Raw genomic sequence first — 22,553 nt, forward strand, 5'->3', positions numbered from 1 at the left:
CGGACGTCGGTCCCGTGCCTCGCCCGTGTCAGCGGCGCTCCCGCCGCCACCGCTCGCTACTGATCGGCCTGGCGCTGCTCTCCCCTGTCCATGCGACGGACTACCTGGCCGGACTGCCGTCGCCGCAACCCGCTCCGTCCGGCGGCGGCAACGTCCTCTACTACCTGGAACTGGTGATCAACGGCCGCGACAGCGGCCAGGTGGTGCCGGTCAACGCCGCCGATGGCCATTACCTGCTCGACGCCGAGGCCCTGCGCGAAGCCGGCGTACGCCTGCCTGGCAACCCCGCCGGACAGGTCGCGGTGGACGCCCTGTCCGAGGTCCGGGCGGACTATGACAGCGCCAGCCAGCAACTGCACCTGCAAGTACCGCCGGACTGGCTGCCGGAGCAGAGCTTCGACGATCCCGGACTGGTCGCCCGCACCCCGGCGCGCAGCAGCCTCGGCGCGCTGTTCAACTACGACCTGTACTACTCGGCCCCCGCCGACGGCGCCACGCCCTGGCTTTCCGCGCTGCTCGAGCAACGTCTGTTCGACGGCTTCGGGGTGATCTCCAACACCGGCGTCTACACCCGCTATTTCGGCGACGCCGACAACCTCGACAGCCGCTACCTGCGCTACGACACCTACTGGCTGTACAACGACGAACGCAACATGCACAGCTACCAACTGGGCGACTACGTCAACGGCGCGCTGAACTGGACCACCCCGGTACGCATGGGCGGCTTTCGCTTCGCCCGCAACTTCGGCGTACGTCCGGACCTGGTCACCTATCCGCTGCTGCGCTTCGACGGCCAGGCCGCGGTGCCCAGCACCGTCGACCTGTTCATCAACGGCTACAAGGCCAGCAGCGCCGACCTGCAACCCGGCCCCTTCGCCATCAGCAACGTGCCGTACATCAACGGAGCCGGCGAAGCCACGGTGGTGACCACCGACGCCCAGGGCCGACAAGTGGCGACCAGCCTGCCGTTCTACGTATCCAACACCCTGCTGGCGCGCGGCCTGAGCGATTTCGACCTGTCCGTCGGGCGCCTGCGCGGCGACTACGGCCTGCGCAACTTCTCCTATGCCGACAGCGCCGCCAGCGGCATCTACCGCTACGGCGTCAGCGACCGCCTGACCCTCTCCACCCACGCCGAGGCCGCCAGCGACCTGCGCCTGCTCGGCATCGGCGGCGACATCGCCGTCGCCACCTTCGGTACCCTCAGCCTGGCGGCCAGCGGCAGCGACGGCCAGGGCGACAGCGGCCAGCAATACCTGCTCGGCTACTCCTACTATTCGCGACGGCTCGGCCTCAGCCTGCAGCACATCGAGCGCAGCGCCGGTTATGGCGACCTCGGCACCCTGGATGGCGAGTACCAGTTGAGCCGGCGCACCGACCAGGCTACCGCCAGCCTGACCTTCGACGAGCAGGGCACCATCGGTACCGGCTACTTCGACATCCGCGCCCGCGACGGCAGCCGCACGCGCCTGGCCAACCTCTCCTACAGCCGCCCGATCGGCAGCCGCAGCAGCTTCTACCTGGCGCTGAACAAGGATCTCGACGGCGACGGCTACAGCGCGCTGATGCAACTGGTGATTCCCTTCGACATCAACGGCCTGCTGAACATCGGCGTCACCCGCGACAGCGACCGGCGCTACAGCGAGCGGGTGATCTGGAGCCGCTCCACGCCGAGCCAGGGCGGCCTCGGCTGGAACCTCGGCTATGGCGGCGGCGCCAGCCGTTACCAACAGGCCGACCTGACCTGGCGCATGCAGAACGTACAACTGCAGGGCGGCCTCTATGGCGAGACCGGCAACTACACGCGCTGGGCCGATCTCAGCGGCTCGCTGGTATGGATGGACAACGCCGTGTTCGCCAGCAACCGGATCAACGACGCCTTCGTCCTGGTCAGCACCAAGGGCTATCCACAGGTGCCGATCCGCTACGAGAACCAACTGATGGGCAGCACCGACGACAACGGCCACCTGCTGGTGCCCTGGGTCGCGGCCTACTACCCGGCGAAGTTCCAGATCGAGCCGCTGGACCTTCCGGCCAACGTCAGCGCGCCCGAAGTCGAGCAGCGCGTGGCGGTACGCCAGGGCAGCGGCCTGCTACTGGATTTCCCGATCCGTGCCGTGGTCGCCGCCAGCATCAGCCTGGTGGACGAGCGCGGCGAACCGCTGCCGCTGGGCAGCCAGGCCGAGGAAACCGGCAGCGGCCAGCGCGCCAGCGTCGGCTGGGACGGCCAGGTCTATTTCGAAGGATTGCAAAGCGACAACCAGCTACGCGTGGTCCGCCCCGACGGCCGGGCCTGCCAGGCACGCTTCCGCCTGGATACGCGCAAACCCACCGTCAGCCAGGTCGGCCCGCTGACCTGCTCGGCCCCGATCGGAGATACGCCATGAGCCGCCACTCCACGCCCGCCTGCCTGCTCGGCTTCGCTACGCTCTGCGCCAGCCCGTTGCTGCTCGCCGCCTGCACCACCAGCTCCGGCACCGGCAATTTCGGCAGCCTGAGCTCGTTCACCTTGGCCAGCACCGCCCAGACCATCACTGGCACCACCGGCTTCAAATGCACCGGCAGCCTGTTGTCGATCCTTAGCACCAACACCATCGACGCGACCATCGCCAGCACCGCCAATCCGCTGGGCACCACGTCGCGGCTGTACAACGCCGCCAGCGGCACCTACCTGCCCTACAGCATCTGCAAGGACAACGGCTGCGGCACCGTCTACAACGTCGGCTCGACGGTGCGCTGGAGCAGCACTACCTTCCTCGGCATCCTCGGCCTGTTCAACGCCACCGACGGCAGCCTGCCGCTGTACCTGCGCACCGCCACCGGGGTGACCCTGCCGGCCGGCACCTATACCGATACCATCGGCCTCAACTGGGCCTGGCACCTCTGCGCCGCCGGTGCCCTGGGACTCTGCGTGTACGACGACGGCACCGCCAGCAGCAGCGTCAACGTTACCCTGACGGTGCTCAAGGACTGCTTCATCGACAGCGCTCCGGACCTCAGCTTCGGCAGCGCCGCACTGGTCTCGGCCTTCACCGCGGTGAACCAGAACATTGGCGTGCGCTGCACCCTGAACGCCACCTATACCATCGGCTTCGACAACGGCAACAACTTCAGCGGCGGCTGGCGGCGAATGCTCAGCGGTGCCAACGCGATCCAGTACAACCTTTACAAACCCGGCGACTCGACGGTCTGGACCACCAGCAACACCCAGGCAGGCACCGGTAGCGGCGCCGCGCAGAACGTGCCATACCGGGCCATCGTCAACCCGGCCCAGGGCAACGTCCCCGCCGGTACCTACAGCGATACCGTGCGGGTCATCCTCACCTACTGAGTCAGGCCGGCTGCCGGGACGCCTTCCAATCCTCGCCGCCCTCGCCTTCCCGCCGCAGGCTCCAGTCCTTCAAGTGCTCCAGGCTGGCGCGATAGGGCTTGAGGCCGATCCCCAGCAGGACCACTGCGCCAAGCACCGCGGCCAGGGTCACCAGCAGCAGCGAGTAGCGCAGCGCCATGTCGTCGGCGAAGACGAAATCGGTGACCAGCGCCACCGCCGTCGGCCCCACGCCGAGACCGAACAGGGTGACCACGAACAGGTAGATCGCCGAGGCCTGGCCGCGCATCGCGTTGGGCATGATCTCCTGGATCGCCGCCGGGGCCACGCCGAACGGCATGCTCAGGAAGAACACCGTCGGCGCCATCAGCGCCGCCGCCCAATTGGCGTTGTCCAGCAGCGGATAGACCAGGGTGAAGGGAATCACCGCCCAGGCGGCGAGCAGCCCGACGCGCATGTTCGCGTCGCTGCGCCCACGCTTCGCCCAGTAGTCTGCCAGGCGTCCGCCGAAGACGATGCCGAGGCAGCCGAACACCGCGACGATGCTGCCGTAGACCACCCCGACATGGCCGGCGTCCCAGCCGTGGGTGCGGACGAAGAAGGTCGGCACCCAGGCGCCGCTGCCGTAGCCGGCGAAGGACAGGCAGGCGAAACCGAAGTTGTGGCAGAGCACGGTCTTGCGGTTGGCCCGCAGGTAGGCGCCGACCTCGCCCAGCGGCACCGCCACGCCTGCGCCGACTCCGCGCCGGGCCGGCTCGCGGATCGCCAGCAGCAACAGGCAGAAGAGCACGCCGGCGGCGCCGAGGATGAGGAAGATCAGTTGCCACGGGCGCACTTCGCCGAACAGCGGCAGCTGCACGTCGCCCTGGGCCGAGGCGAACTTGATCACCAGCCCGCCGAGCAGGAAGGCCAGCCCCGACCCCAGGTAGATGCCCATCGAGTAGACGCTGATCGCCGTCGCCCGACGCTCGCGCGGGAAGCTGTCGGCGATCAGCGAGTAGGCCGCCGGCGACAGCGCCGCCTCGCCAACCCCGACGCCGACCCGGAAGGTGAGGAATTGCCAATAGCTGCGCGCCAGGCCGCAGGCCGCGGTCATCGCGCTCCACACCAGCACGCCGAACAGGATCAGGCCGCGCCGGCTGCGGTTGTCGGCCATGCGTCCGAGCGGGATACCGCAAAGGGTGTAGAACAGGGCGAAGGACAAGCCCATCAGCAGGCTCATTTCCGTATCGCTGATGGCCAGGTCGCGGCGGATCGGACCAACCAGCAGGTTGAGGATCTGCCGGTCGATGAAGGACAGCACATAGGCGACCATGAGGATCGCCACCGTGGTCCAGGCCGCAAGGTTGGAGGGATAGCCGTTATTGTTGTTATGCATGCCGAACTCCTGGACGCCGCCGAAGCGGCGGATGCGAAGGGAGGGGTCGACAGGCAGGATAAGCCGGCAACATCCGGGCTTATACCCAGGGCAAGGGACTATAGAACTGCTGAATGCGAGAAGCGGGCTCCGGCGAATGACCGCCAGGTCATTCGCCGCCGCGTGCGCTCAGAGCCTGTCCATCATCTCGCGAGCTGGAGTTGGAGCAGGACAGGGCTGAAACCCTGCTTTCAAAGCCGTCATACCGCGAAGCGCAGCGGATCGTGGACAGCTTCTCACAGCGGCCTGGCCAGGCGTCCGCTCATGTCGGCCAGGGCGCCGACCCAGGCGGGGTGGTCGTTGAGGCAGGGAATCAGCACCAGATCCTCACCGCCGGCGCTGATGAACTGCTCGCGGCCACGCATGCCGATTTCCTCCAGGGTCTCGATGCAGTCGGCGACGAACGCCGGGCACATCACCAGCAGACGCTTCACCCCACGCTGCACCAGTTCGTCGAGCTTGGCGTCGGTATAGGGCTCGATCCACTTGGCGCGCCCCAGGCGCGACTGGAACGACACCGACCAGCGCCCCTGCTCCAGGCCGGCACGCTCGGCGAAGGCCTCGGCGGTGCGCAGGCACTGGCTGCGGTAGCACAGGGCGAGGGCTTCGGGGCTGACGTTGCGACTGCTCTCGGCCAGCAGGTCGTGGGCAGGATCCTTCACCAGCTTGCGGATGTGCCGCTCGGGCAGGCCATGGAAGCTCAGCAACAGATGGTCGTGGGGCTGCTGCAGGTACGGATGCACGCTTTCCACCAGGGCATCGAGGTACACCGGCTGGTCGTAGAACGGCGGCAGCGTACTGACCTCCAGCTCCAGGCGATGGGCGGCGATCACCCGGCGCACCTCCTGTTCGGCGGTGGTCGTGGTGCTGTCGGCGAACTGCGGATACAGCGGCGCCAGGGTCACCCGGCGGATGCCGCGGCGCGCCAGGTCGAGCAGGACCTTCTCGATGGCCGGCTGGCCGTAGCGCATCGCCAGTTCCACTGGCCCATGCGGCCAGTGTGGCTTGATCGCTTCCTGCAGGCGACGACTGAGGACGATCAGCGGCGATCCCTCGTCCCACCAGATCGAGCTGTAGGCGTGCGCCGATTCGGCCGGGCGCTTGACCAGGATCAGCGATACCAGCAGGCGTCGCAGCGGCCAGGGCAGGTCGACCACGTAGGGATCCATGAGGAACTGGTCGAGATAGCGGCGGACATCCTCCACCCGGGTCGAATCCGGGGAGCCCAGGTTGAGCAGCAGCAGGGCGTTCTCGGTCATGCCTGATCCTTTCGTCGGTCGTCCAGGACATCGGTCAGCGCCGCGTCCAGGTCGGTGAATTGAAAACGGTAGCCGGCCTCCTGCAAGCGCTGCGGCAAGGCTCGCTGGCCGCCGAGCAGCAATCCGGACATTTCCCCCAGCCCCAGGCGCAGGACGAATCCGGGAGTCGGTATCCGCGCCGGCTTGTGCAGCGCCCGGCCCAGGGCCTTGGCGAAATCGCGGTTGCGCGCCGGGTTGGGGGCGCACGCATTATAGGGACCGCTGGCATCGGGCCGCCGCAAAAGAAAATCGATCAGCTCGATTTGATCCTGGATATGGATCCACGGCATCCATTGTCGGCCGTCGCCCAGCGGTCCGCCCAGGCCGAGCCGGTAGAGCGGCAACAGGCGCCTGAGGAAGCCGCCCTCGGGCGCCAGCACCAGGCCGGTACGCAGCAGCACGACACGGATGCCGAGCTTTTCCGCCTCGCCGGCGATCTGCTCCCAGGCGAGGCACAGCTCGCTGGCGAAGTCCTCGCCGGCCGCCGCGCCCTCCTCGGTCACCGGGCGCTCGCCGCTGTCGCCATACCAGCCCACCGCAGAACCCGATAAGAGCAGGTCCGGGCGCTGCTCGCGGCTTTCCAGCCAATCCACCAGGCGCTCGGTAAGGCGTACCCGGCTTTCCCACAGCAGCGCCTTGCGCTTGTGGCTCCAGGGTTTGTCCGCGATCGGTTCGCCGGCCAGGTTGACCACCGCATCGAGCGGCTGCTCGCCGTACTCGTCGAAACTACCGATGCCGCGCACGCCGGCGCCGCACAGCGATTCCACCTGCTGCGGCCGCCGGCTGAACACGGTCAGCCGGTGCCCGGCCTGTCGCCAGCGGGCGCACAGGCGGCGGCCCATCAGGCCGGTACCGCCGGTCAAGAGAATGTGCATGGCTGTCTCCTCGTTTTGCCTGCGTACCCTTGCAGTCTGGACCATCGATCTGCCCGATGACGCTGCATCCGCCCCGCATTCCGGCGTTATCCTGTGGCTGGACGATCCGTCGGCTCGGGCCGGGGAACCCTGGCGTCGTTTTCGACTCAGCCAAGGAACAGGGCTTGCATCGCACTGGTGCCTAAATGAACGGCGCCAGCCGTCTATTCTTCAGATAACTCGGTTGATACTTCCGAACGGAACGTCTGAAGGTTCGACAGGCCAGGAAGCGAGCCGTGCGCCGCAAGCGCGCCACCGGCGCGACGCAAGGTGCGCCTCGAAGCACGCGCAATACTGTACATCAAATAAAGTTTGTACAAGAAACCTGATTCGCCTGTCCAGACGCTACACAACCAGAGAGGCATGTCATGAGCGTCCCCATCGCCATCATCGGTACTGGCATCGCCGGGCTTTCCGCCGCCCACGCATTGAGGTCCGCCGGCCAGACCGTGCAACTGTTCGACAAGGGCCACGGCAGCGGCGGCCGCATGGCCAGCAAGCGCAGCGAGGCCGGCACGCTGGACCTCGGCGCGCAATACTTCACCGCCCGCGACCGGCGCTTCCTCGACGCCTTGCAACACTGGCGCGAGGAGGGCTGGGTGGACGAGTGGCAACCCGCGCTCTACCAATATCGCGACGGCCAGTTGAGCCCGTCCCCGGACGAACAGCCACGCTGGGTCGGCATCCCACGGATGAGCGCGATCACCCGCGCCCTGCTCACCGATCTACCGGTGGTCTTCTCCTGCCGCATCACCGAGGTCTTCCGCGGCAAGCAGCACTGGCACCTGCAGGACGCCGAGGGACAGAACCACGGTCCGTTCAACCAGGTCCTGATCGCCCTCCCGGCCCCCCAGGCCACGCCGCTGCTGGCCAGCGTGCCGAAGCTGGCGGCCACCGCCGCGAGCGTGGTCATGGAGCCGACCTGGGCGGTGGCGCTGGGCTTCCGCGAGGTCCTCGACACCCCGGTGCAGGGCTGCTTCGTACACGACAGCCCGATCGCCTGGCTGGCCTGCAACCGCAGCAAGCCGGGGCGCGACACCGCCCTCGACACCTGGGTGCTGCACGCCACCAGCCAATGGAGCCGGCAGCACATCGACATGGCCAAGGAAGACGTGGTCGAGCACCTGCGCTGCGCCTTCGCCGAAGTGATCGGCTGCGCCGTGCCGGAAGCCGCCTTCAGCATCGCCCACCGCTGGCTCTATGCGCGCCCGGCGGAAGCCCACCAGTGGGGCGCCCTCGGCGATCCCGACCTGGGCATCTACGCCTGCGGCGACTGGTGCTCCAGCGGTCGCGTCGAGGGCGCCTGGCTCAGCGGTCAGGAAGCCGCGCGGCGCCTGCTGGAACATCTCTGACGGGGTCGGGCCGTCGCCTGGCGGCCCGATGCGAACGAATATACCTGTACAAAATAATTGACCTGTACAAGATAAGTCCTAGGATGTGTCGTATGTCCGTCACGCTGTCGAGCGACGCGCGGGCCACCTTTCCCAATGGGAGACGACACCGATGCACGAATCTCACCTTTCCCTGACACCCCGGCTCGGCATCAGCGCCTGCCTGCTCGGCGAGCCGGTGCGCTTCAACGGTGGACACAAGCGTTCCGCGCTTTGCGAGGAACTGGCGCGGCACGTCGAGTTCATCTCCTTCTGCCCGGAACAGGCCATCGGCCTGGCCACGCCGCGTCCGGCGATTCGCCTGGAAGGCACTCCGGAAGCCGCCGAGGCGCGGAGCCGCGACGGCCTGGCGGTCGGCGGAGCGCTCGCCGAATACGCGCGGCGGGTGACGCAACGGACGGACACGCTGGACGGCTTCATCTTCATGCAGCGTTCGCCATCCTGCGGACTGCAGCGGGTCAAGGTCTACCCGGAAGGAGGCGGCGCGCCGCGCGCCGAAGGCCGTGGACGCTTCGCCGCAGCCCTTTGCGAAGCCTTGCCGGAGCTACCGGTGGAAGAAGAAGGCCGGCTGCACGATCCGGTCCTGCGGGAAAACTTCCTCACCCGGGTGTTCGCCCATGCCCACTGGCAGGCCCTGCGCCAGCGCGGGCTCAGCCATGCGGCCATCGTCGCCTTCCACAGCCGCTACAAGTACCAGTTGCTGGCGCATTCGCCGGAGCACTACCGCAGCCTTGGCCGCCTGCTCGGCGAGGCCGGCCACCACCCGCCGGAAGCTCTCGGCAGACGCTACTTCGGCGCGCTGATGCAGGGCCTGCGCCGCTGCGCGACCCGCGGCAGCCACGGCAACGTGTTGCTGCACCTGAGCGGCTACCTGAAACGCAGCCTCGCCGCCGACGACAGGCGGGAACTGCGCGAGCTGATCGAGCAGTACCGACACGGCAGCGTGCCGCTGGTGGTACCGCTGACCCTGCTGAAGCACCACTTCCGCCGCCACCCGCAGGCGTACATCGCCCAGCAGGCCTACCTGCAACCGCACCCGGCCGAACTCGGCCTGCGCAACTCGCTCTAGGACGCCCTGATGAACCCACCCCACGCCGAACGCGGCGGCCTGCCGATCCGCGAAGTCACCCGCCTGACCGGCGTTCACCCGGTCACCCTGCGCGCCTGGGAGCGCCGCTACGGCCTGGTGGTGCCGCAACGCACCGGCAAGGGCCACCGGCTCTATAGCGAGGAGCAGGTCGAGCGCATCCGCCGGATACTGGTCTGGCTCGAGCGTGGCGTCGCCATCAGCCAGGTTCGCGCGTTGCTGGATCGGCCGGAGGAAACGCCGGCGGCGGATGTCGAGTCCCCCTGGGAAGGCCTGCACGAACAGTTGCTGGAAGCCATCGCCGCACTGGCCGAGCGCCGTCTCGACGATCTGTTCAACCAGGCCGCCTCGCTCTATCCGGTAGCGACCCTCTGCGAAAAGCTCCTGCAACCCTTGCTGCTGCACCTCGAACGACGCTGGCAGGGACAATTCGGCGCGCGCATGGAGCGCGCCTTCTTCTTTTCGTGGCTGCGCAGCAAACTGGGCGCCCGTCTCTATCACCAACAGCGGCTGCAACAAGGCGCGCCATTGCTGCTGATCAACCAGTCGGAGCTGTCTCTGGAGCCAAGCCTGTGGCTCTGTAGCTGGCTGCTCGGCAGCGGCGAGGTGCCTCTGCAGGTTTTCGACTGGCCGCTGCCCCCGGCCGAGCTGGCCCTTGCCTGCGAGCGGCTGGAGGCACGTGGCGTACTGCTGTACGCCAGCCACCGCCTCAACCCCGAGCACCTGCCGCGCCTGCTGGCGGGGGTGGAATGCCCGGTGCTGCTGGCCGGGCCGGCGGTGGAGATCCAGCGCGACGCCTTGGAGGCCCTTGCCCTGCCCGGCCTGCTGCTGGCGAACTCGCCGCTGGAGGCCCGGCAGCTGCTGGCTGAACGGGGCCTGCTGACACCATGAGGAAGGTACCCATGAACCTGGTCTGGTTCCGCTGCGACCTGCGCACAAGCGACAACAGCGCCCTTCTCGCCGCCGCCGACGGGCGCCCCTGCGTGGCCCTCTACCTGCTCAGTCCGGCACAGTGGCGGGAACACGACGATGCGCCCTGCAAGGTCGACTTCTGGCTGCGCAACCTGAGTGAACTGCAACGCCAGCTCGCCGCACTGAACATCCCGCTGCTGGTGCGCGACTGCGAGCACTGGCGGCAGGCCCCGACCGTCCTCGGCCGGCTCTGCAGCGAGCTGGGGATCGGCGCGGTGCACGTCAACCAGGAATACGGCGCGAACGAACAGCGCCGCGACCAGGCGGTCGCCCGCCACCTGCGCGAACAGGGCGTGGCCTTCCACGAACACCTCGACCAGCTGTTCTTCGCTCCAGGCTCGGTGCTGACCCGGGGCGGCGGCTACTTCCAGGTGTTCAGCCAGTTCCGCAGGGTCTGTCACGAGCGCCTGTACCAGGCGCTGCCAGCTGTCCAGCCGCGGCCGCAACCGCAGCCACCGCACCGCCTGCTGCCCGGTGATCCGCTGCCGGATGCGGTTCCCGGCTTCGCAGCGCCAGGCGCTGGCCTGCGCGCCCTCTGGCCGGCCGGCGAGACGGCGGCGCAGCAGCGCCTGCGCGATTTCGCCGAGCAGCACCTGGACGACTACCATGAACAGCGCGACTTCCCGGCGCTCCCCGGCACCAGCCAGTTGTCGCCCTACCTGGCCGCCGGCGTACTCTCGCCCAGGCAATGCCTGGACGCCGCGCTGGTCGCCAACCGCGGTGAGTTCAGCGGCGGCCGGCAAGGCGCCGCGACCTGGATCAACGAGTTGCTCTGGCGCGAGTTCTACAAACACATTCTGGTCGGCTACCCGCGCGTTTCCCGGCACCGTCCGTTCCGCGAAGAGACCGAAGCCCTGCGCTGGCGCCAGGCGCCAGCGGAACTGGAGGCCTGGCAACAGGGACGCACCGGCATTCCGATCATCGACGCGGCGATGCGCCAGCTGCTGGCCACCGGCTGGATGCACAACCGCCTGCGGATGGTGGTGGCGATGTTCCTCAGCAAGAACCTGCTGATCGACTGGCGCGAAGGCGAGCGCTGGTTCATGCGCCACCTGATCGACGGCGACCTCGCGGCGAACAACGGCGGCTGGCAGTGGAGCGCCTCCACCGGCACCGACGCAGTGCCCTACTTCCGCCTGTTCAACCCGCTCTCGCAGTCCAAACGCTTCGACCCGCGCGGCGAATTCATTCGCCACTGGCTGCCGGAACTGGCCGGCCTGGAGCGCAAGGCGATCCATGATCCGTCTCGCCTGGGACTGTTCGCCGGCGTGGACTATCCGCAATCGATGGTCGACCTGAAGGCCAGCCGCGAACGGGCGCTGGCGGCCTTCCGCGACCTGTCGCCAGGCGGCAGGCAGCCCTAGGGAAGTCAACCGCCATCGCCCCACGGCCACGGCCAAACGGCGGCGGCGGGTCGCAAGCGATCGTCCGCCAGGCCAACCGCCCGCCCCATGTCGCAGGCATGAAAAAGCCGGGATGGACCCGGCTTTCTTTCACCTGTGGACAAGTACCGACTAGATCGGGATCTTGTAGAACAGGCTGTAGGACTCGATACCATCGTTCGGCTGCTTCAGGCCGGCGTTGGAATAGTGGATCGCGCGTACGCCGACCGACTGGCCGTTGGCGAACTTCAGGCCGGCACCGATGCGGTCTTCGAAGTTGAACGAGGAGCCCAGGTCCCGGTCGCCGACCCGGGTGCCGGAGAACGCCGCCACGCCGATACCGGCCTCGATGAACGGCTTGATCGAATCGCCGGCGAACTCGTAGACGAACACCGGGGCGAACGACAGCGAATGCTTGCCGGCGCCTTCGTCGCCACCTTCCCAGTAGGTGTAGCCCGCATCCCAGTAGCCGGTCAGGCGGCCGGTGGAACTCTGCCACCAGCTCTTGTCCCAATCCCAGCTCAGGCCCAGGCGATAGGTCATGCCCGACTGGCCGGTCGCACCGACGGCGGCCGAGACGTCAGCCGCCTGGGCCGACGCCACGTGGACGGAGGAAAGTGCGGCCAGAACGGCCAGCGGAAGTAGTTTCTTCATTGAAACGTCCTTTTCGAAAGTTGCATGAAAGCCCCCGCATTCAAGCTGCGCATTATAAGAGCGCACTTACTAAAGCAGATACTAGACCAAACGCTTTAGTTCAAAAAATCGCTGACAAGTCTGCCAGTAACAGCTAAACGTCTAATTTTCCTACACTTTCCTGGCTCCCCCAGAGAATCGGCAGGATTCTTTCCATCTCCTCCGGCAACGCGCTGGTCCAGAAACGCGGTGCCGCGGCCTGGCCAGAGGCCAGCAGCGCTCGCGTCGACAATACGCGCTCGAGCTGCCGGGCGACAGCCGCTCCCGTGTCGATCACCGCGATATCCGCCGGGATCAGCTCGGCCAGCAAGGGTTTGACGAAGGGATAGTGAGTGCAACCGAGGATCAGCGTATCGCAGCCCTGTTCGAGAATGGGACCCAGCAGGCGCTCCAGCAGCGCCCGGGTCCTCGCCCCGTGGAGATCGCCGGCCTCGATACGCTCGACCAGCCCCGGGCAGGGCTGGGTGAAGACCTGCACGTCGCTGGCGAAACGATCGAGCAAGGCGGCGAAGCGCGCGCTCTTCAGGGTGCCGGTGGTGGCCAGCACGCCAACCCGGCCATTGCGGGTAGCCGCCGCCGCTGGCTTGACCGCCGGCTCCATGGCCACCAACGGCACCTGCGGATAGCGTTCGCGCAACTCCGCCGCAGCCGCAGCCGTCGCTGTGTTGCAGGCCAGCACCAGGGCCTTGGCGCCCCGCTCCAGAAGGAAATCGCCGATCCGCTCGCAGCGCTCGCGGATGTACTCCGCACTCTTCTCGCCATAGGGCACGTGGGCGTTGTCGGCAACGTAAAGCAGGGATTCGGCCGGCAACCGCGCGCGGATCTCGCGCAGCACGCTGAGCCCGCCGACGCCGGAGTCGAACACCCCGACCGGCGCCGACTCAGCCGCCATGACGTTGCCCGCAGACCGCGCAGGACGGATCGCGACGTACCCGCAGTTCGCGGAAGCGCGTGCCCAGGGCGTCCACCAGCAGCAGCCGGCCGATCATCGGTTCGCCGAAGCCAGCCAGCAGTTTCAGCGCCTCCAGCGCCTGCAGGCTGCCCACCAGTCCCACCAGCGGGCCGATCACCCCGGCTTCGCTACAGGTCAGCTCGGCCTCGCTGCCGTGGCCGTAGAGACAGTGGTAGCAGGGGCTTTCATCGCAGCGGGTATCGAATACCGAAAGCTGGCCTTCGAGGCGGATCGCCGCGCCGCTGACCAGCGGCTTGCCGGCGCGCACGCAGGCGGCGTTGACCGCCTCGCGGGTGGCGAAGTTGTCGGTGCAGTCGAGCACCAGGTCGACCGCCGCCACGGCTGCATCGAGGGAGTCCTCGTCCAGCGCGGCGCCATGGGGAACCAGGCGGATGTGCGGATTCAAAGCCTGCAGCCGCCGGATCGCCGAATCCACCTTGGCGACTCCAACACTGGCGCCGTCGTGGATCACCTGGCGTTGCAGGTTGGTCAGGTCGACGCTGTCGAAATCCGCCAGGTGCAGTTCGCCGACCCCGGCTGCGGCCAGGTACAGCGCCACCGGCGAGCCCAGGCCGCCGAGGCCGACGATCAGCGCGCGGCTGCGCTTCAGGCGCAGCTGGCCCTCGACGTCGACCTGCGCCAGCAGGATCTGACGGCTGTAGCGCAGCAGTTCCTCGTCGCTCAGCATGTCCATTGTCCGAGAGTGATCCGCTCGTTGCCGCCGAGATCGCGCAGCGTGCGCACTCCGGCGAAACCGCGGGCGCCGAGCAGGTCGCGTACCGCGGCTCCCTGATCATAGCCGTGTTCGAGCAGCAGCCAGCCTTCGGCCAGCAGGTACCTTGGCGCCTGCTCGACGATCTGGCGGATATCGTCGAGCCCGTCGTTGCCGGCGACCAGCGCGCTCTTCGGCTCGAAGCGCACGTCGCCCTCGCTCAGGTGCGGGTCGCTGGCGGGAATGTACGGCGGATTGCCGACGATCATCCGGAAACGACGCCCGTCGAGTGCGGAAAACCAGTGGCTGTGGCACACCTCGACGTTCTCCAGCAGCAACCGCTGGCGATTGCGCTCGGCCAGCGCCACGGCCTCCTCCACACGGTCCACCGCAGTCACTGTCCATAGCGGCCGTTCGCTGGCCAGGGCCAGGGCGATGGCGCCGGTGCCGGTGCCCAGGTCGAGGACGGTGGCGCTGTCCGCCGCGAGGGTCGCCAGCGCGGTTTCCACCAGCAACTCGGTGTCCGGGCGCGGGATCAGGGTATGCGGCGCAACCTCCAGGTCCAGGCTCCAGAAGCCCTGGTGGCCAAGGATGTAGGCCACCGGCTCGCCGTTACGGCGACGGGCGATCCAGTCGTCGAACAGTTCGTTGGCCTCGCGCGGCACGATACGCTCCGGCCAGGTACGCAGGAAGCTGCGCGGCTTGCCCATCGCCGCCGCCAGCAGCAGTTCGGTGTCGAGCCGGGCGCTGGGTGAATCGGGCAGTTGGGAATCCTTCAGAAGGGTGCAGATGGTGGTCATGTCAGTCGCCCAGGGCGGCCAGCTGATCGGCCTGGTATTCCTGCAGCAGCGGCTCGATCACCTGTTCCACCGCACCTTCCATCACCTCGCCCAGGGAATACAGGGTGAGGTTGATGCGGTGGTCGGTGACCCGCCCTTGCGGGAAGTTGTAGGTACGGATGCGTTCGGAACGGTCGCCGGAGCCCACCAGCAGCTTGCGCGTGCTGGCGATCGCCTGCTGCGCCGCGGCCTGCTGCTGGTCGTTGAGCTTGGCCGCCAGCCAGGCCATGGCCTTGGCACGGTTCTTGTGCTGCGAGCGCTCTTCCTGGCATTCCACCACGATGCCGCTGGGCAGGTGGGTGATGCGCACCGCCGAATCGGTCTTGTTGACGTGCTGGCCGCCGGCGCCGGAGGAACGGTAGGTGTCCACCCGCAGGTCGGCCGGATTGATCTCGATCGCCGCCTGCTCGTCCGGCTCCGGCAGCACCGCGACGGTGCAGGCGGAGGTGTGGATGCGGCCCTGGGATTCGGTTTCCGGGACCCGCTGCACACGGTGCGCGCCGGACTCGAACTTGAGCTTGGCGTAGACGTTTTCGCCCTCGACCCGGGCGATCACCTCTTTATAACCGCCATGCTCGCCCTCGTTCTCCGACAGCGTCTCGACCCGCCAGCCCTGGCGCTCGGCGTAGCGCGAATACATGCGGAACAGGTCGCCGGAGAAGATCGCCGCCTCGTCGCCGCCGGTGCCGGCGCGGATTTCCAGGAACACGTTGCGGCCGTCGTTGGGGTCCTTGGGCAACAGCATGCGCTGCAGGCTGTCGCCTAGGGCGGCCAGGCGCTCGCGCGCCTCGGCGACCTCCTCCTCGGCGAGATCGCGCAGCTCCGGATCGCTGTCCTTGAGCAGCGCCTGGGCGCCCTCGAGGTCGGCCTGCACCTTGCGGTAGTCGCGGAACGCCAGGATCACCGGCTCGACCTCGGCGTACTCGCGGGAATAGGCGCGGAAGCGGGTCTGGTCGCTGATCACTTCGGCGTCGCCGAGCAGCGCCGTCAATTCTTCGTAGCGATCGCTGAGGACATCCAGCTTTTTCAGCAGAGAAGCTTTCATGCAGGCATAGGTACCGGTCAGTGGCGCGGCGCGCCCTCGTCGAGGGCGAACAGCTCCTGGGCCAGGGCCAGCGCATCGATGCGGCCCTCGGCGGACATTTTCTTCATCTGCACGCTGGGCGCGTGCAGCAGTTTGTTGGTCAGGCCGCGAGCCAGCTGGGCCAGCACCTCGGCCGGGTCGGCGCCGTTGGCCAGTTGCCGCTGGGCCTTGCCCAGTTCGTCGTCGCGCAGGCGCTCGGCCTGCTGCCGGTAGGCGCGCAGCACATCCACCGCAGCCAGCTCGCGCAGGCGCTGCATGAACTCGGTGACGCCGCTGCCGACCAGTTCCTCGGCGGCCTGGGCAGCGCCCTGGCGGCTCTTGAGGTTCTCCGCGACCACTTCGTGGAGGTCGTCGACGCTATAGAGGTAGACGTCGTCCAGCTCGCCGACTTCCGGTTCGATGTCGCGCGGCACGGCGATGTCGACCATGAACATCGGCTTGTGCTTGCGCTGCTTCAGCGCGCGCTCCACCGCACCCTTGCCGAGGATCGGCAACTGGCTGGCGGTGGAACTGATGACGATGTCGCTGTTGGCCAGTTCCTCGGGGATCTCCGAGAGCAGCACGGCGTGGGCGCCGAACTGCTCGGCCAGCAGGCTGGCGCGCTCCAGGGTACGGTTGGCCACCACGATGCGCTTCACGCCCTGCTCGAACAGGTGGCGGGCGACCAGGGTGATGGTTTCGCCGGCGCCGATCAGCAGCGCCTGGCTGCGGTGCAGGTCGCTGAAGATCTGCTTGGCCAGGCTCACTGCGGCGAACGCCACGGACACCGGGTTCTCGCCGATGGCGGTGTCGGTGCGGACGGTCTTCGCCGTGCTGAAGGTGGCCTGGAACAGGCGGCCGAGCAGCGGGCCGACGGTGCCGGCCTCGCGCGCCACGGCATAGGCCGACTTCATCTGGCCGAGGATCTGCGGCTCGCCGAGGACCATCGAGTCGAGTCCGGAGGCCACGCGCATCATGTGGCGCACCGCGTCCTCGTCCTGGTGCACGTAGGCGCAGGCGCGCAGCTCGTCGAGGGTCAGTCGGTGGTAGTCCGCCAGCCAGGCGAGCACGTCGTCCGCGGTCGGGTGGTCGATCTCCAGGTAGAGTTCGCTCCGGTTGCAGGTCGACAGGATGGCCGCCTCGCGGCTGGTGGTCAGGCGGCAGAGCTGCTGCAGCGCCTCGACCATCTGCTCCGGAGTGAAAGCCACGCGCTCGCGGACAGCCACGGAGGCGGTCTTGTGATTGATGCCGAGGGCAATGAAGGCCATGCAGGATCGCTGAGCTAATCGGGGAAACGCGCAATTCTCCTACTTCGCCAGGGGCAGGACAACCACTGCCGATGTATTGACCCCATAGACAGCTTCATCGACGCCCCGTCCCGGCCCCCTTGGGCTTGCCGGACGGCTTATGTCATGATGGCGCCACCCTCGCAGGTTCAAGGCCGGCTTTCTTCCTCTATGAACAAATCCCTTGCGCTGCTGACCGTCACGCTGCTGCTCGGCGGCTGCCAGTCACTTACCCACAAGACCCCCGATGGCACCCCGCCGGTGGAAGACACCGCGGCCGAGACCCAGGCCAAGCCGGAGAAGTATGGCTCCTTCAGCGAGGACAGCCTGTATTCGCTGCTGGTGGCCGAACTGGCCGGGCAGCGCAACCGCTTCGACATCGCCCTGAGCAATTACGTGGTTCAGGCGCAGAAGACCCGCGATCCCGGGGTTTCCGAGCGAGCCTTCCGCATCGCCGAATACCTCGGCGCCGATCAGGAAGCCCTCGACACCTCGCTGCTCTGGGCGCGCAGCGCGCCGGACAACCTCGACGCCCAGCGCGCCGCCGCGATCCAGTTGGCCCGCGCCGGGCGCTACGAGGAATCCATGGTGTACATGGAAAAGGTCCTCAACGGCCAGGGCGACACGCACTTCGATTTCCTCGCCCTCTCGGCCGCGGAAACCGACCCGGACACCCGCGCCGGCCTGTTGCAGAGCTTCGACCACCTGCTGAAGAAGTACCCGAACAACGGCCAGCTGCTGTTTGGCAAGGCCCTGCTGCTGCAACAGGACGGCCGTCCCGACGAGGCCCTGAGCCTGCTCGAGGACAATTCCGCGAGCCGTCACGACGTCGCCCCGCTGCTGCTGCGCTCGCGCCTGCTGCAGAGCATGAAGCGCAGCGACGAGGCCCTGCCGCTGCTCAAGGCCGGGATCAAGGAACACCCGGACGACAAGCGCGTGCGCCTGGCCTACGCGCGCCTGCTGGTGGAACAGAATCGCCTGGACGACGCCAAGGCCGAGTTCGCCGGACTGGTCCAGCAGTTCCCCGACGACGACGACCTGCGCTTCTCCCTGGCGTTGGTCTGCCTGGAGGCCCAGGCCTGGGACGAGGCCAGGGTCTACCTGGAGGAACTGGTCGAGCGCGAGAGCCATGTCGACGCCGCCCACTTCAACCTCGGCCGCCTGGCCGAGGAACAGAAGGACACCGCACGCGCCCTCGACGAATACGCCCAGGTCGGCCCGGGCAATGACTTCCTCCCGGCACAACTGCGCCAGACCGACGTCCTGCTCAAGGCCGGGCGCGTCGACGAAGCCGCCCGGCGCCTGGACAAGGCGCGCAGCGAGCAGCCCGACTATGCCATCCAGCTGTACCTGATCGAAGCCGAGGCACTGTCCGGCAACGAGCAGCAGGAAAAGGCCTGGCAGGCCATCCAGGAAGGCCTGAAGCAGTATCCGGAGGACCTCAACCTGCTCTATACCCGCTCGATGCTGGCGGAAAAGCGCAACGACCTGGCGCAGATGGAAAAGGACCTGCGCTTCGTCATCGCCCGCGAGCCGGACAACGCCATGGCCCTCAACGCCCTCGGCTACACCCTGGCCGACCGCACCACCCGCTACGCCGAGGCCCGCGAGCTGATCCTCAAGGCGCACAAGCTGAACCCGGACGACCCGGCGATCCTCGACAGCATGGGCTGGATCAACTATCGCCAGGGCAAGCTGGCGGATGCCGAGCGCTACCTGCGCCAGGCACTGCAACGTTATCCCGACCACGAGGTCGCCGCGCACCTGGGCGAAGTCCTCTGGGCCCAGGGGCGCCAGGGCGACGCCCGGGCCATCTGGCGCGAATACCTCGACAAGCAGCCCGACAGCGACGTGCTGCGCCGCACCATCAAGCGCCTGACCGGCGCCGAGACTCCTTGAAGCCATGCGTCTACGTCTTTTCCTCGCCGCCTCCGCGCTGGCCCTGCTCAGCGGCTGCGCCGGCCTGACCTCCCACGAAGCCCTGGAAGGCCAGGGCGATGCGCAGACCTGGAAAACCCACAAGCAACAGCTCAGCGAGCTGGATGCCTGGCAGATCGACGGCAAGGTCGGCATCCGCGCCCCGCGCGACTCCGGCAGCGGGACTCTGTTCTGGCTGCAGCGCCAGGGCTACTACGACATCCGCCTGTCCGGCCCGCTCGGCCGCGGCGCCGCCCGCCTGACCGGGCGTGAAGGCGCGGTGAGCCTGGAAGTCGCCGGGCAGGGCCGCTACCAGGCGGAATCCCCGGAAGCCCTGCTGGAACAACAGCTCGGCTGGCGCCTGCCGGTCTCGCACCTGCTCTGGTGGGTGCGCGGCCTCCCCGCGCCGGACAGCAAGAGCCGCCTGACCCTCGACGCCGACAGCCGCCTGGCGCGCCTGGAACAGGACGGCTGGCAGATCGAATACACCCGCTACGCCGAGCAGAACGGCTACTGGCTGCCCGAGCGCCTGAAGCTGCACGGCCAGGACCTCGACATAACCCTGGTGATCAAGGACTGGCAGCCGCGCCAGCTCGGCCGCTGACATGGCCGTGCGTCTCAGCCTGCCGGCGCCGGCCAAGCTCAACCTGTTCCTGCACATCCTCGGCCGTCGCGCCGACGGCTACCACGAGTTGCAGACCCTGTTCCAGTTCCTCGACCACGGCGACGAATTGCATTTCGAAACCCGCGAGGACGGCCAGGTACGCCTGCACACGGAAATCGCCGGGGTGCCTCACGACGGCAACCTGATCGTGCGCGCCGCGCGCGTGCTCCAGGAAGCCTCCGGCAGTACGCAAGGCGTCGACATCTGGCTGGACAAGCGCCTGCCCATGGGCGGCGGCATCGGCGGCGGCAGCTCCGACGCCGCCACGACGCTCCTGGCCCTGAACCATCTCTGGAACCTCGGCTGGGACGAGGATCGCATCGCCGCCCTGGGCCTGCGCCTGGGCGCCGACGTGCCGGTCTTCACCCGCGGACGCGCGGCTTTCGCCGAAGGCGTGGGGGAAAAGCTCACCCCGGTGGACATCCCGGAGCCCTGGTATCTCGTCGTGGTTCCGCAAGTACTTGTCAGCACAGCAGAAATTTTTTCAGATCCACTGTTGACACGCGATTCTCCCGCCATTAAAGTGCGCACCGTTCTCGAGGGGGACAGCCGAAACGACTGTCAGCCGGTAGTCGAGAGGCGTTACCCAGAAGTTCGTAACGCTTTGATCTTGCTAAACAAATTTGTTTCAGCTAGATTAACCGGCACTGGAGGTTGTGTGTTTGGGAGCTTCCCAAACAAAGCTGAAGCTGATAAAGTCTCGGCCCTTCTTCCAGACCACCTTCAGAGGTTCGTCGCCAAGGGAAGCAACGTCTCGATGTTGCACCGGAAGCTGGAAACTCTGGTCTGAGAAAGGAATGCCGAAACGGCATTCGGGCAATACCACAGGGGCGTCGCCAAGCGGTAAGGCAGCAGGTTTTGATCCTGCCATGCGTTGGTTCGAATCCAGCCGCCCCTGCCATTTTCCTCTTCTGTATTTCATCCGGATCCCTTCGGTCGACACAGGTACCTGTAGCGTGTCCAAGATGATGGTCTTCACGGGGAACGCTAACCCCGATCTTGCACGACGCGTCGTGCGTCAGCTGCACATTCCTCTTGGCGATGTTTCAGTTGGCAAATTCTCCGATGGCGAAATCAGCGTCGAAATCAACGAAAACGTCCGCGGCAAGGACGTATTCCTGATTCAGCCGACCTGCGCGCCGACCAACGACAACCTGATGGAACTGGTGGTGATGGCCGATGCCTTCCGCCGCTCCTCGGCCACTCGTATCACCGCCGTCATCCCCTACTTCGGCTATGCCCGCCAGGATCGCCGTCCGCGCTCCGCCCGCGTGGCCATCAGCGCCAAGGTAGTGGCCGACATGCTGACCGTGGTCGGCGTCAACCGTGTCCTCACGGTCGACCTGCACGCGGACCAGATCCAGGGCTTCTTCGATATCCCGGTAGACAACATCTACGGTTCGCCCGTGCTGGTGGACGATATCGAGGACCAGCGCTTCGAGAACCTGATGATCGTCTCCCCGGACATCGGTGGCGTGGTGCGCGCGCGCGCCGTGGCCAAGTCCCTGGGTGTGGACCTGGCGATCATCGACAAGCGCCGCCCCAAGGCCAACCAGTCCGAGGTGATGCACATCATCGGTGACGTCGAAGGCCGCACCTGCGTGCTGGTCGACGACATGGTCGATACCGCCGGCACCCTCGGCCACGCCGCCAAGGCCCTGAAAGAGCATGGCGCCGCCAAGGTCATCGCCTACTGCACCCACCCGGTGCTGTCCGGCCGCGCCATCGAGAACATCGAGAAATCCGTACTGGACGAGCTGGTGGTGACCAATACCATCCCGCTGTCCGCCGCTGCCCAGGCCTGTGGCCGCATCCGCCAGCTGGACATCGCTCCGGTCGTCGCGGAAGCCATGCGCCGGATCAGCAACGAAGAATCGATCAGCGCGATGTTCCGCTGAGGCCCCGGCCTCGGCGAACGCGCCTGAACGAAAACGCCCCGCTGCGGCGGGGCCTTTGAAATCGCCCGAACGCTGGTCGCAAGCGTTCGGGCGCATTGTTATTTTTGGAGAGACACAATGGTCGACTTTATTCTGAATGCCCAAGTGCGTTCCGATCTGGGGAAAGGTGCGAGCCGCCGCCTGCGTCGTAACGCCGCTCAGGTTCCCGCGGTAATCTACGGCGGCGACAAAGAGCCCCAGTCCGTTACCCTGGAACTGCGCGAAATCGCCAAGCTGCTGGAAAACGAGGCTGCCTTCAGCCACGTGATCGCCCTGAACGTTGGCGGCGCCAAGGAAACCGTACTGATCAAGGCCCTGCAGCGCCATCCGGCGAAAGGCTTCGTGATGCACGCCGACTTCCTGCGCGTGGTCGCCGACCACAAGCTGACCGCCCACGTACCGCTGCACTTCATCAACGAAGACGTAGCCGTTGGCGTCAAGCAAGCCGGTGGCGAGATCTCCCACACCATCTCCGAAGTCGAAGTTTCCTGCCTGCCGAAAGACCTGCCGGAATTCATCGAAGTCGACATGGCCAAGGTCGAGCTGGGCCAGATCGTTCACCTGTCGGACCTCAAGGCTCCGAAAGGCGTCGAGCTGGTACAACTGGCCCACGGCAACGACCTGGCCGTTGCCAACATCCACGCCTCCCGCGTGGTGAAGGAAGAAGGTAGCGAAGAAGGCGCCGCCGAGTAATTCATTAC

General features: G+C 67.1%; 20 protein-coding genes and 1 tRNA gene. 12 read left to right on the plus strand and 9 right to left on the minus strand.

Features of this window, described 5'->3' with window-relative positions; genetic code table 11:
- The first annotated feature begins 14 nt into the window (after nucleotides 1–14).
- Together PSPA7_RS25280 and PSPA7_RS25285 are read left to right on the plus strand one after the other, a co-directional pair.
- Entirely contained in the window at nucleotides 15–2,387 is a 2,373-nt protein-coding gene (locus PSPA7_RS25280; RefSeq protein ID WP_012077377.1) for a fimbria/pilus outer membrane usher protein, read from the plus strand.
- Nucleotides 2,384–3,331: a Csu type fimbrial protein gene (locus PSPA7_RS25285; protein WP_012077378.1), complete on the plus strand. Its 948-nt coding sequence runs from the start codon at nucleotides 2,384–2,386 to the stop codon at nucleotides 3,329–3,331. The genes PSPA7_RS25280 and PSPA7_RS25285 overlap by 4 nt, the downstream gene beginning before the upstream one ends.
- Nucleotide 3,332: 1 nt before the next feature.
- Here the strand turns inward: PSPA7_RS25285 and PSPA7_RS25290 are convergent, their stop codons facing one another.
- The 3 genes from PSPA7_RS25290 to PSPA7_RS25300 all read right to left on the minus strand — a co-directional run bounded on the left by PSPA7_RS25290 (nucleotide 3,333) and on the right by PSPA7_RS25300 (nucleotide 6,918).
- Nucleotides 3,333–4,706, minus strand: a complete 1,374-nt coding sequence (locus PSPA7_RS25290; protein WP_012077379.1) for a spinster family MFS transporter — start codon at nucleotides 4,704–4,706, stop codon at nucleotides 3,333–3,335.
- A 275-nt stretch (nucleotides 4,707–4,981) separates the two neighbouring features.
- Nucleotides 4,982–6,004: a ferrochelatase gene (hemH, locus tag PSPA7_RS25295; RefSeq protein WP_003149922.1), complete on the minus strand. Its 1,023-nt coding sequence runs from the start codon at nucleotides 6,002–6,004 to the stop codon at nucleotides 4,982–4,984.
- On the minus strand, nucleotides 6,001–6,918 hold the full coding sequence (locus tag PSPA7_RS25300; protein ID WP_012077380.1) for a TIGR01777 family oxidoreductase: 918 nt from the start codon (nucleotides 6,916–6,918) through the stop codon (nucleotides 6,001–6,003). The genes hemH and PSPA7_RS25300 overlap by 4 nt, the downstream gene beginning before the upstream one ends.
- Nucleotides 6,919–7,325: 407 nt before the next feature.
- On the opposite strand from PSPA7_RS25300, the gene PSPA7_RS25305 reads away from it, so the two are divergent.
- The 4 genes from PSPA7_RS25305 to phrB all read left to right on the plus strand — a co-directional run bounded on the left by PSPA7_RS25305 (nucleotide 7,326) and on the right by phrB (nucleotide 11,771).
- Nucleotides 7,326–8,309: an NAD(P)/FAD-dependent oxidoreductase gene (locus PSPA7_RS25305; protein WP_012077381.1), complete on the plus strand. Its 984-nt coding sequence runs from the start codon at nucleotides 7,326–7,328 to the stop codon at nucleotides 8,307–8,309.
- 151 nt (nucleotides 8,310–8,460) lie between these two features.
- Nucleotides 8,461–9,417 (plus strand): DUF523 and DUF1722 domain-containing protein, encoded by a 957-nt coding sequence (locus PSPA7_RS25310; RefSeq protein ID WP_012077382.1) that lies wholly within the window; start codon nucleotides 8,461–8,463, stop codon nucleotides 9,415–9,417.
- 9 nt (nucleotides 9,418–9,426) lie between these two features.
- Entirely contained in the window at nucleotides 9,427–10,326 is a 900-nt protein-coding gene (locus tag PSPA7_RS25315; RefSeq protein ID WP_012077383.1) for a MerR family transcriptional regulator, read from the plus strand.
- Nucleotides 10,323–11,771: a deoxyribodipyrimidine photo-lyase gene (gene phrB / locus PSPA7_RS25320; RefSeq protein ID WP_079262208.1), complete on the plus strand. Its 1,449-nt coding sequence runs from the start codon at nucleotides 10,323–10,325 to the stop codon at nucleotides 11,769–11,771. Before PSPA7_RS25315 ends, phrB begins: the two co-directional genes overlap by 4 nt.
- Nucleotides 11,772–11,921: 150 nt before the next feature.
- Here phrB and pagL read toward each other — a convergent pair whose 3' ends face one another.
- The 6 genes from pagL to hemA form a co-directional block, all read right to left on the minus strand.
- Complete coding sequence (gene pagL / locus PSPA7_RS25325; protein WP_003151671.1) at nucleotides 11,922–12,443, minus strand: lipid A 3-O-deacylase; 522 nt, start codon at nucleotides 12,441–12,443, stop codon at nucleotides 11,922–11,924.
- Nucleotides 12,444–12,576: 133 nt separating this feature from the next.
- Nucleotides 12,577–13,374 (minus strand): glutamate racemase, encoded by a 798-nt coding sequence (gene murI, locus PSPA7_RS25330; RefSeq protein ID WP_003151673.1) that lies wholly within the window; start codon nucleotides 13,372–13,374, stop codon nucleotides 12,577–12,579.
- On the minus strand, nucleotides 13,364–14,122 hold the full coding sequence (locus tag PSPA7_RS25335) for a molybdopterin-synthase adenylyltransferase MoeB (protein ID WP_041025524.1): 759 nt from the start codon (nucleotides 14,120–14,122) through the stop codon (nucleotides 13,364–13,366). Before PSPA7_RS25335 ends, murI begins: the two co-directional genes overlap by 11 nt.
- The gene (gene prmC, locus PSPA7_RS25340; protein ID WP_012077386.1) at nucleotides 14,116–14,946 is read right to left on the minus strand and encodes a peptide chain release factor N(5)-glutamine methyltransferase; all 831 of its coding nucleotides are present in this window, start codon (nucleotides 14,944–14,946) and stop codon (nucleotides 14,116–14,118) included. Before prmC ends, PSPA7_RS25335 begins: the two co-directional genes overlap by 7 nt.
- Before the next feature lies 1 nt (nucleotide 14,947).
- A complete protein-coding gene (prfA, locus tag PSPA7_RS25345; protein WP_003151675.1) occupies nucleotides 14,948–16,030 on the minus strand; it encodes a peptide chain release factor 1 in 1,083 nt (360 codons plus the stop codon).
- A 17-nt stretch (nucleotides 16,031–16,047) separates the two neighbouring features.
- Nucleotides 16,048–17,316: a glutamyl-tRNA reductase gene (gene hemA / locus PSPA7_RS25350; RefSeq protein WP_012077387.1), complete on the minus strand. Its 1,269-nt coding sequence runs from the start codon at nucleotides 17,314–17,316 to the stop codon at nucleotides 16,048–16,050.
- Nucleotides 17,317–17,460: 144 nt separating this feature from the next.
- Here hemA and lbcA point away from each other — a divergent pair, with 144 nt between their 5' ends.
- From lbcA to PSPA7_RS25380, 6 genes are all read left to right on the plus strand, one after another.
- The gene (gene lbcA, locus PSPA7_RS25355) at nucleotides 17,461–19,233 is read left to right on the plus strand and encodes a proteolytic complex protein LbcA (RefSeq protein WP_074197235.1); all 1,773 of its coding nucleotides are present in this window, start codon (nucleotides 17,461–17,463) and stop codon (nucleotides 19,231–19,233) included.
- Between the two features lie 4 nt (nucleotides 19,234–19,237).
- On the plus strand, nucleotides 19,238–19,855 hold the full coding sequence (lolB, locus tag PSPA7_RS25360) for a lipoprotein insertase outer membrane protein LolB (protein WP_012077389.1): 618 nt from the start codon (nucleotides 19,238–19,240) through the stop codon (nucleotides 19,853–19,855).
- Nucleotide 19,856: 1 nt separating this feature from the next.
- A complete protein-coding gene (gene ispE, locus PSPA7_RS25365) occupies nucleotides 19,857–20,705 on the plus strand; it encodes a 4-(cytidine 5'-diphospho)-2-C-methyl-D-erythritol kinase (protein WP_012077390.1) in 849 nt (282 codons plus the stop codon).
- A 36-nt stretch (nucleotides 20,706–20,741) separates the two neighbouring features.
- Nucleotides 20,742–20,816: transfer RNA gene (locus PSPA7_RS25370), tRNA-Gln, on the plus strand.
- Between the two features lie 55 nt (nucleotides 20,817–20,871).
- The gene (locus PSPA7_RS25375) at nucleotides 20,872–21,813 is read left to right on the plus strand and encodes a ribose-phosphate pyrophosphokinase (RefSeq protein ID WP_003099281.1); all 942 of its coding nucleotides are present in this window, start codon (nucleotides 20,872–20,874) and stop codon (nucleotides 21,811–21,813) included.
- Nucleotides 21,814–21,930: 117 nt separating this feature from the next.
- Nucleotides 21,931–22,545 (plus strand): 50S ribosomal protein L25/general stress protein Ctc, encoded by a 615-nt coding sequence (locus tag PSPA7_RS25380; protein ID WP_003151680.1) that lies wholly within the window; start codon nucleotides 21,931–21,933, stop codon nucleotides 22,543–22,545.
- The last annotated feature ends 8 nt before the right edge of the window (nucleotides 22,546–22,553 follow it).

Origin of the sequence: Pseudomonas paraeruginosa PA7 (assembly GCF_000017205.1) — a bacterium.
Lineage (GTDB): Bacteria > Pseudomonadota > Gammaproteobacteria > Pseudomonadales > Pseudomonadaceae > Pseudomonas > Pseudomonas paraeruginosa.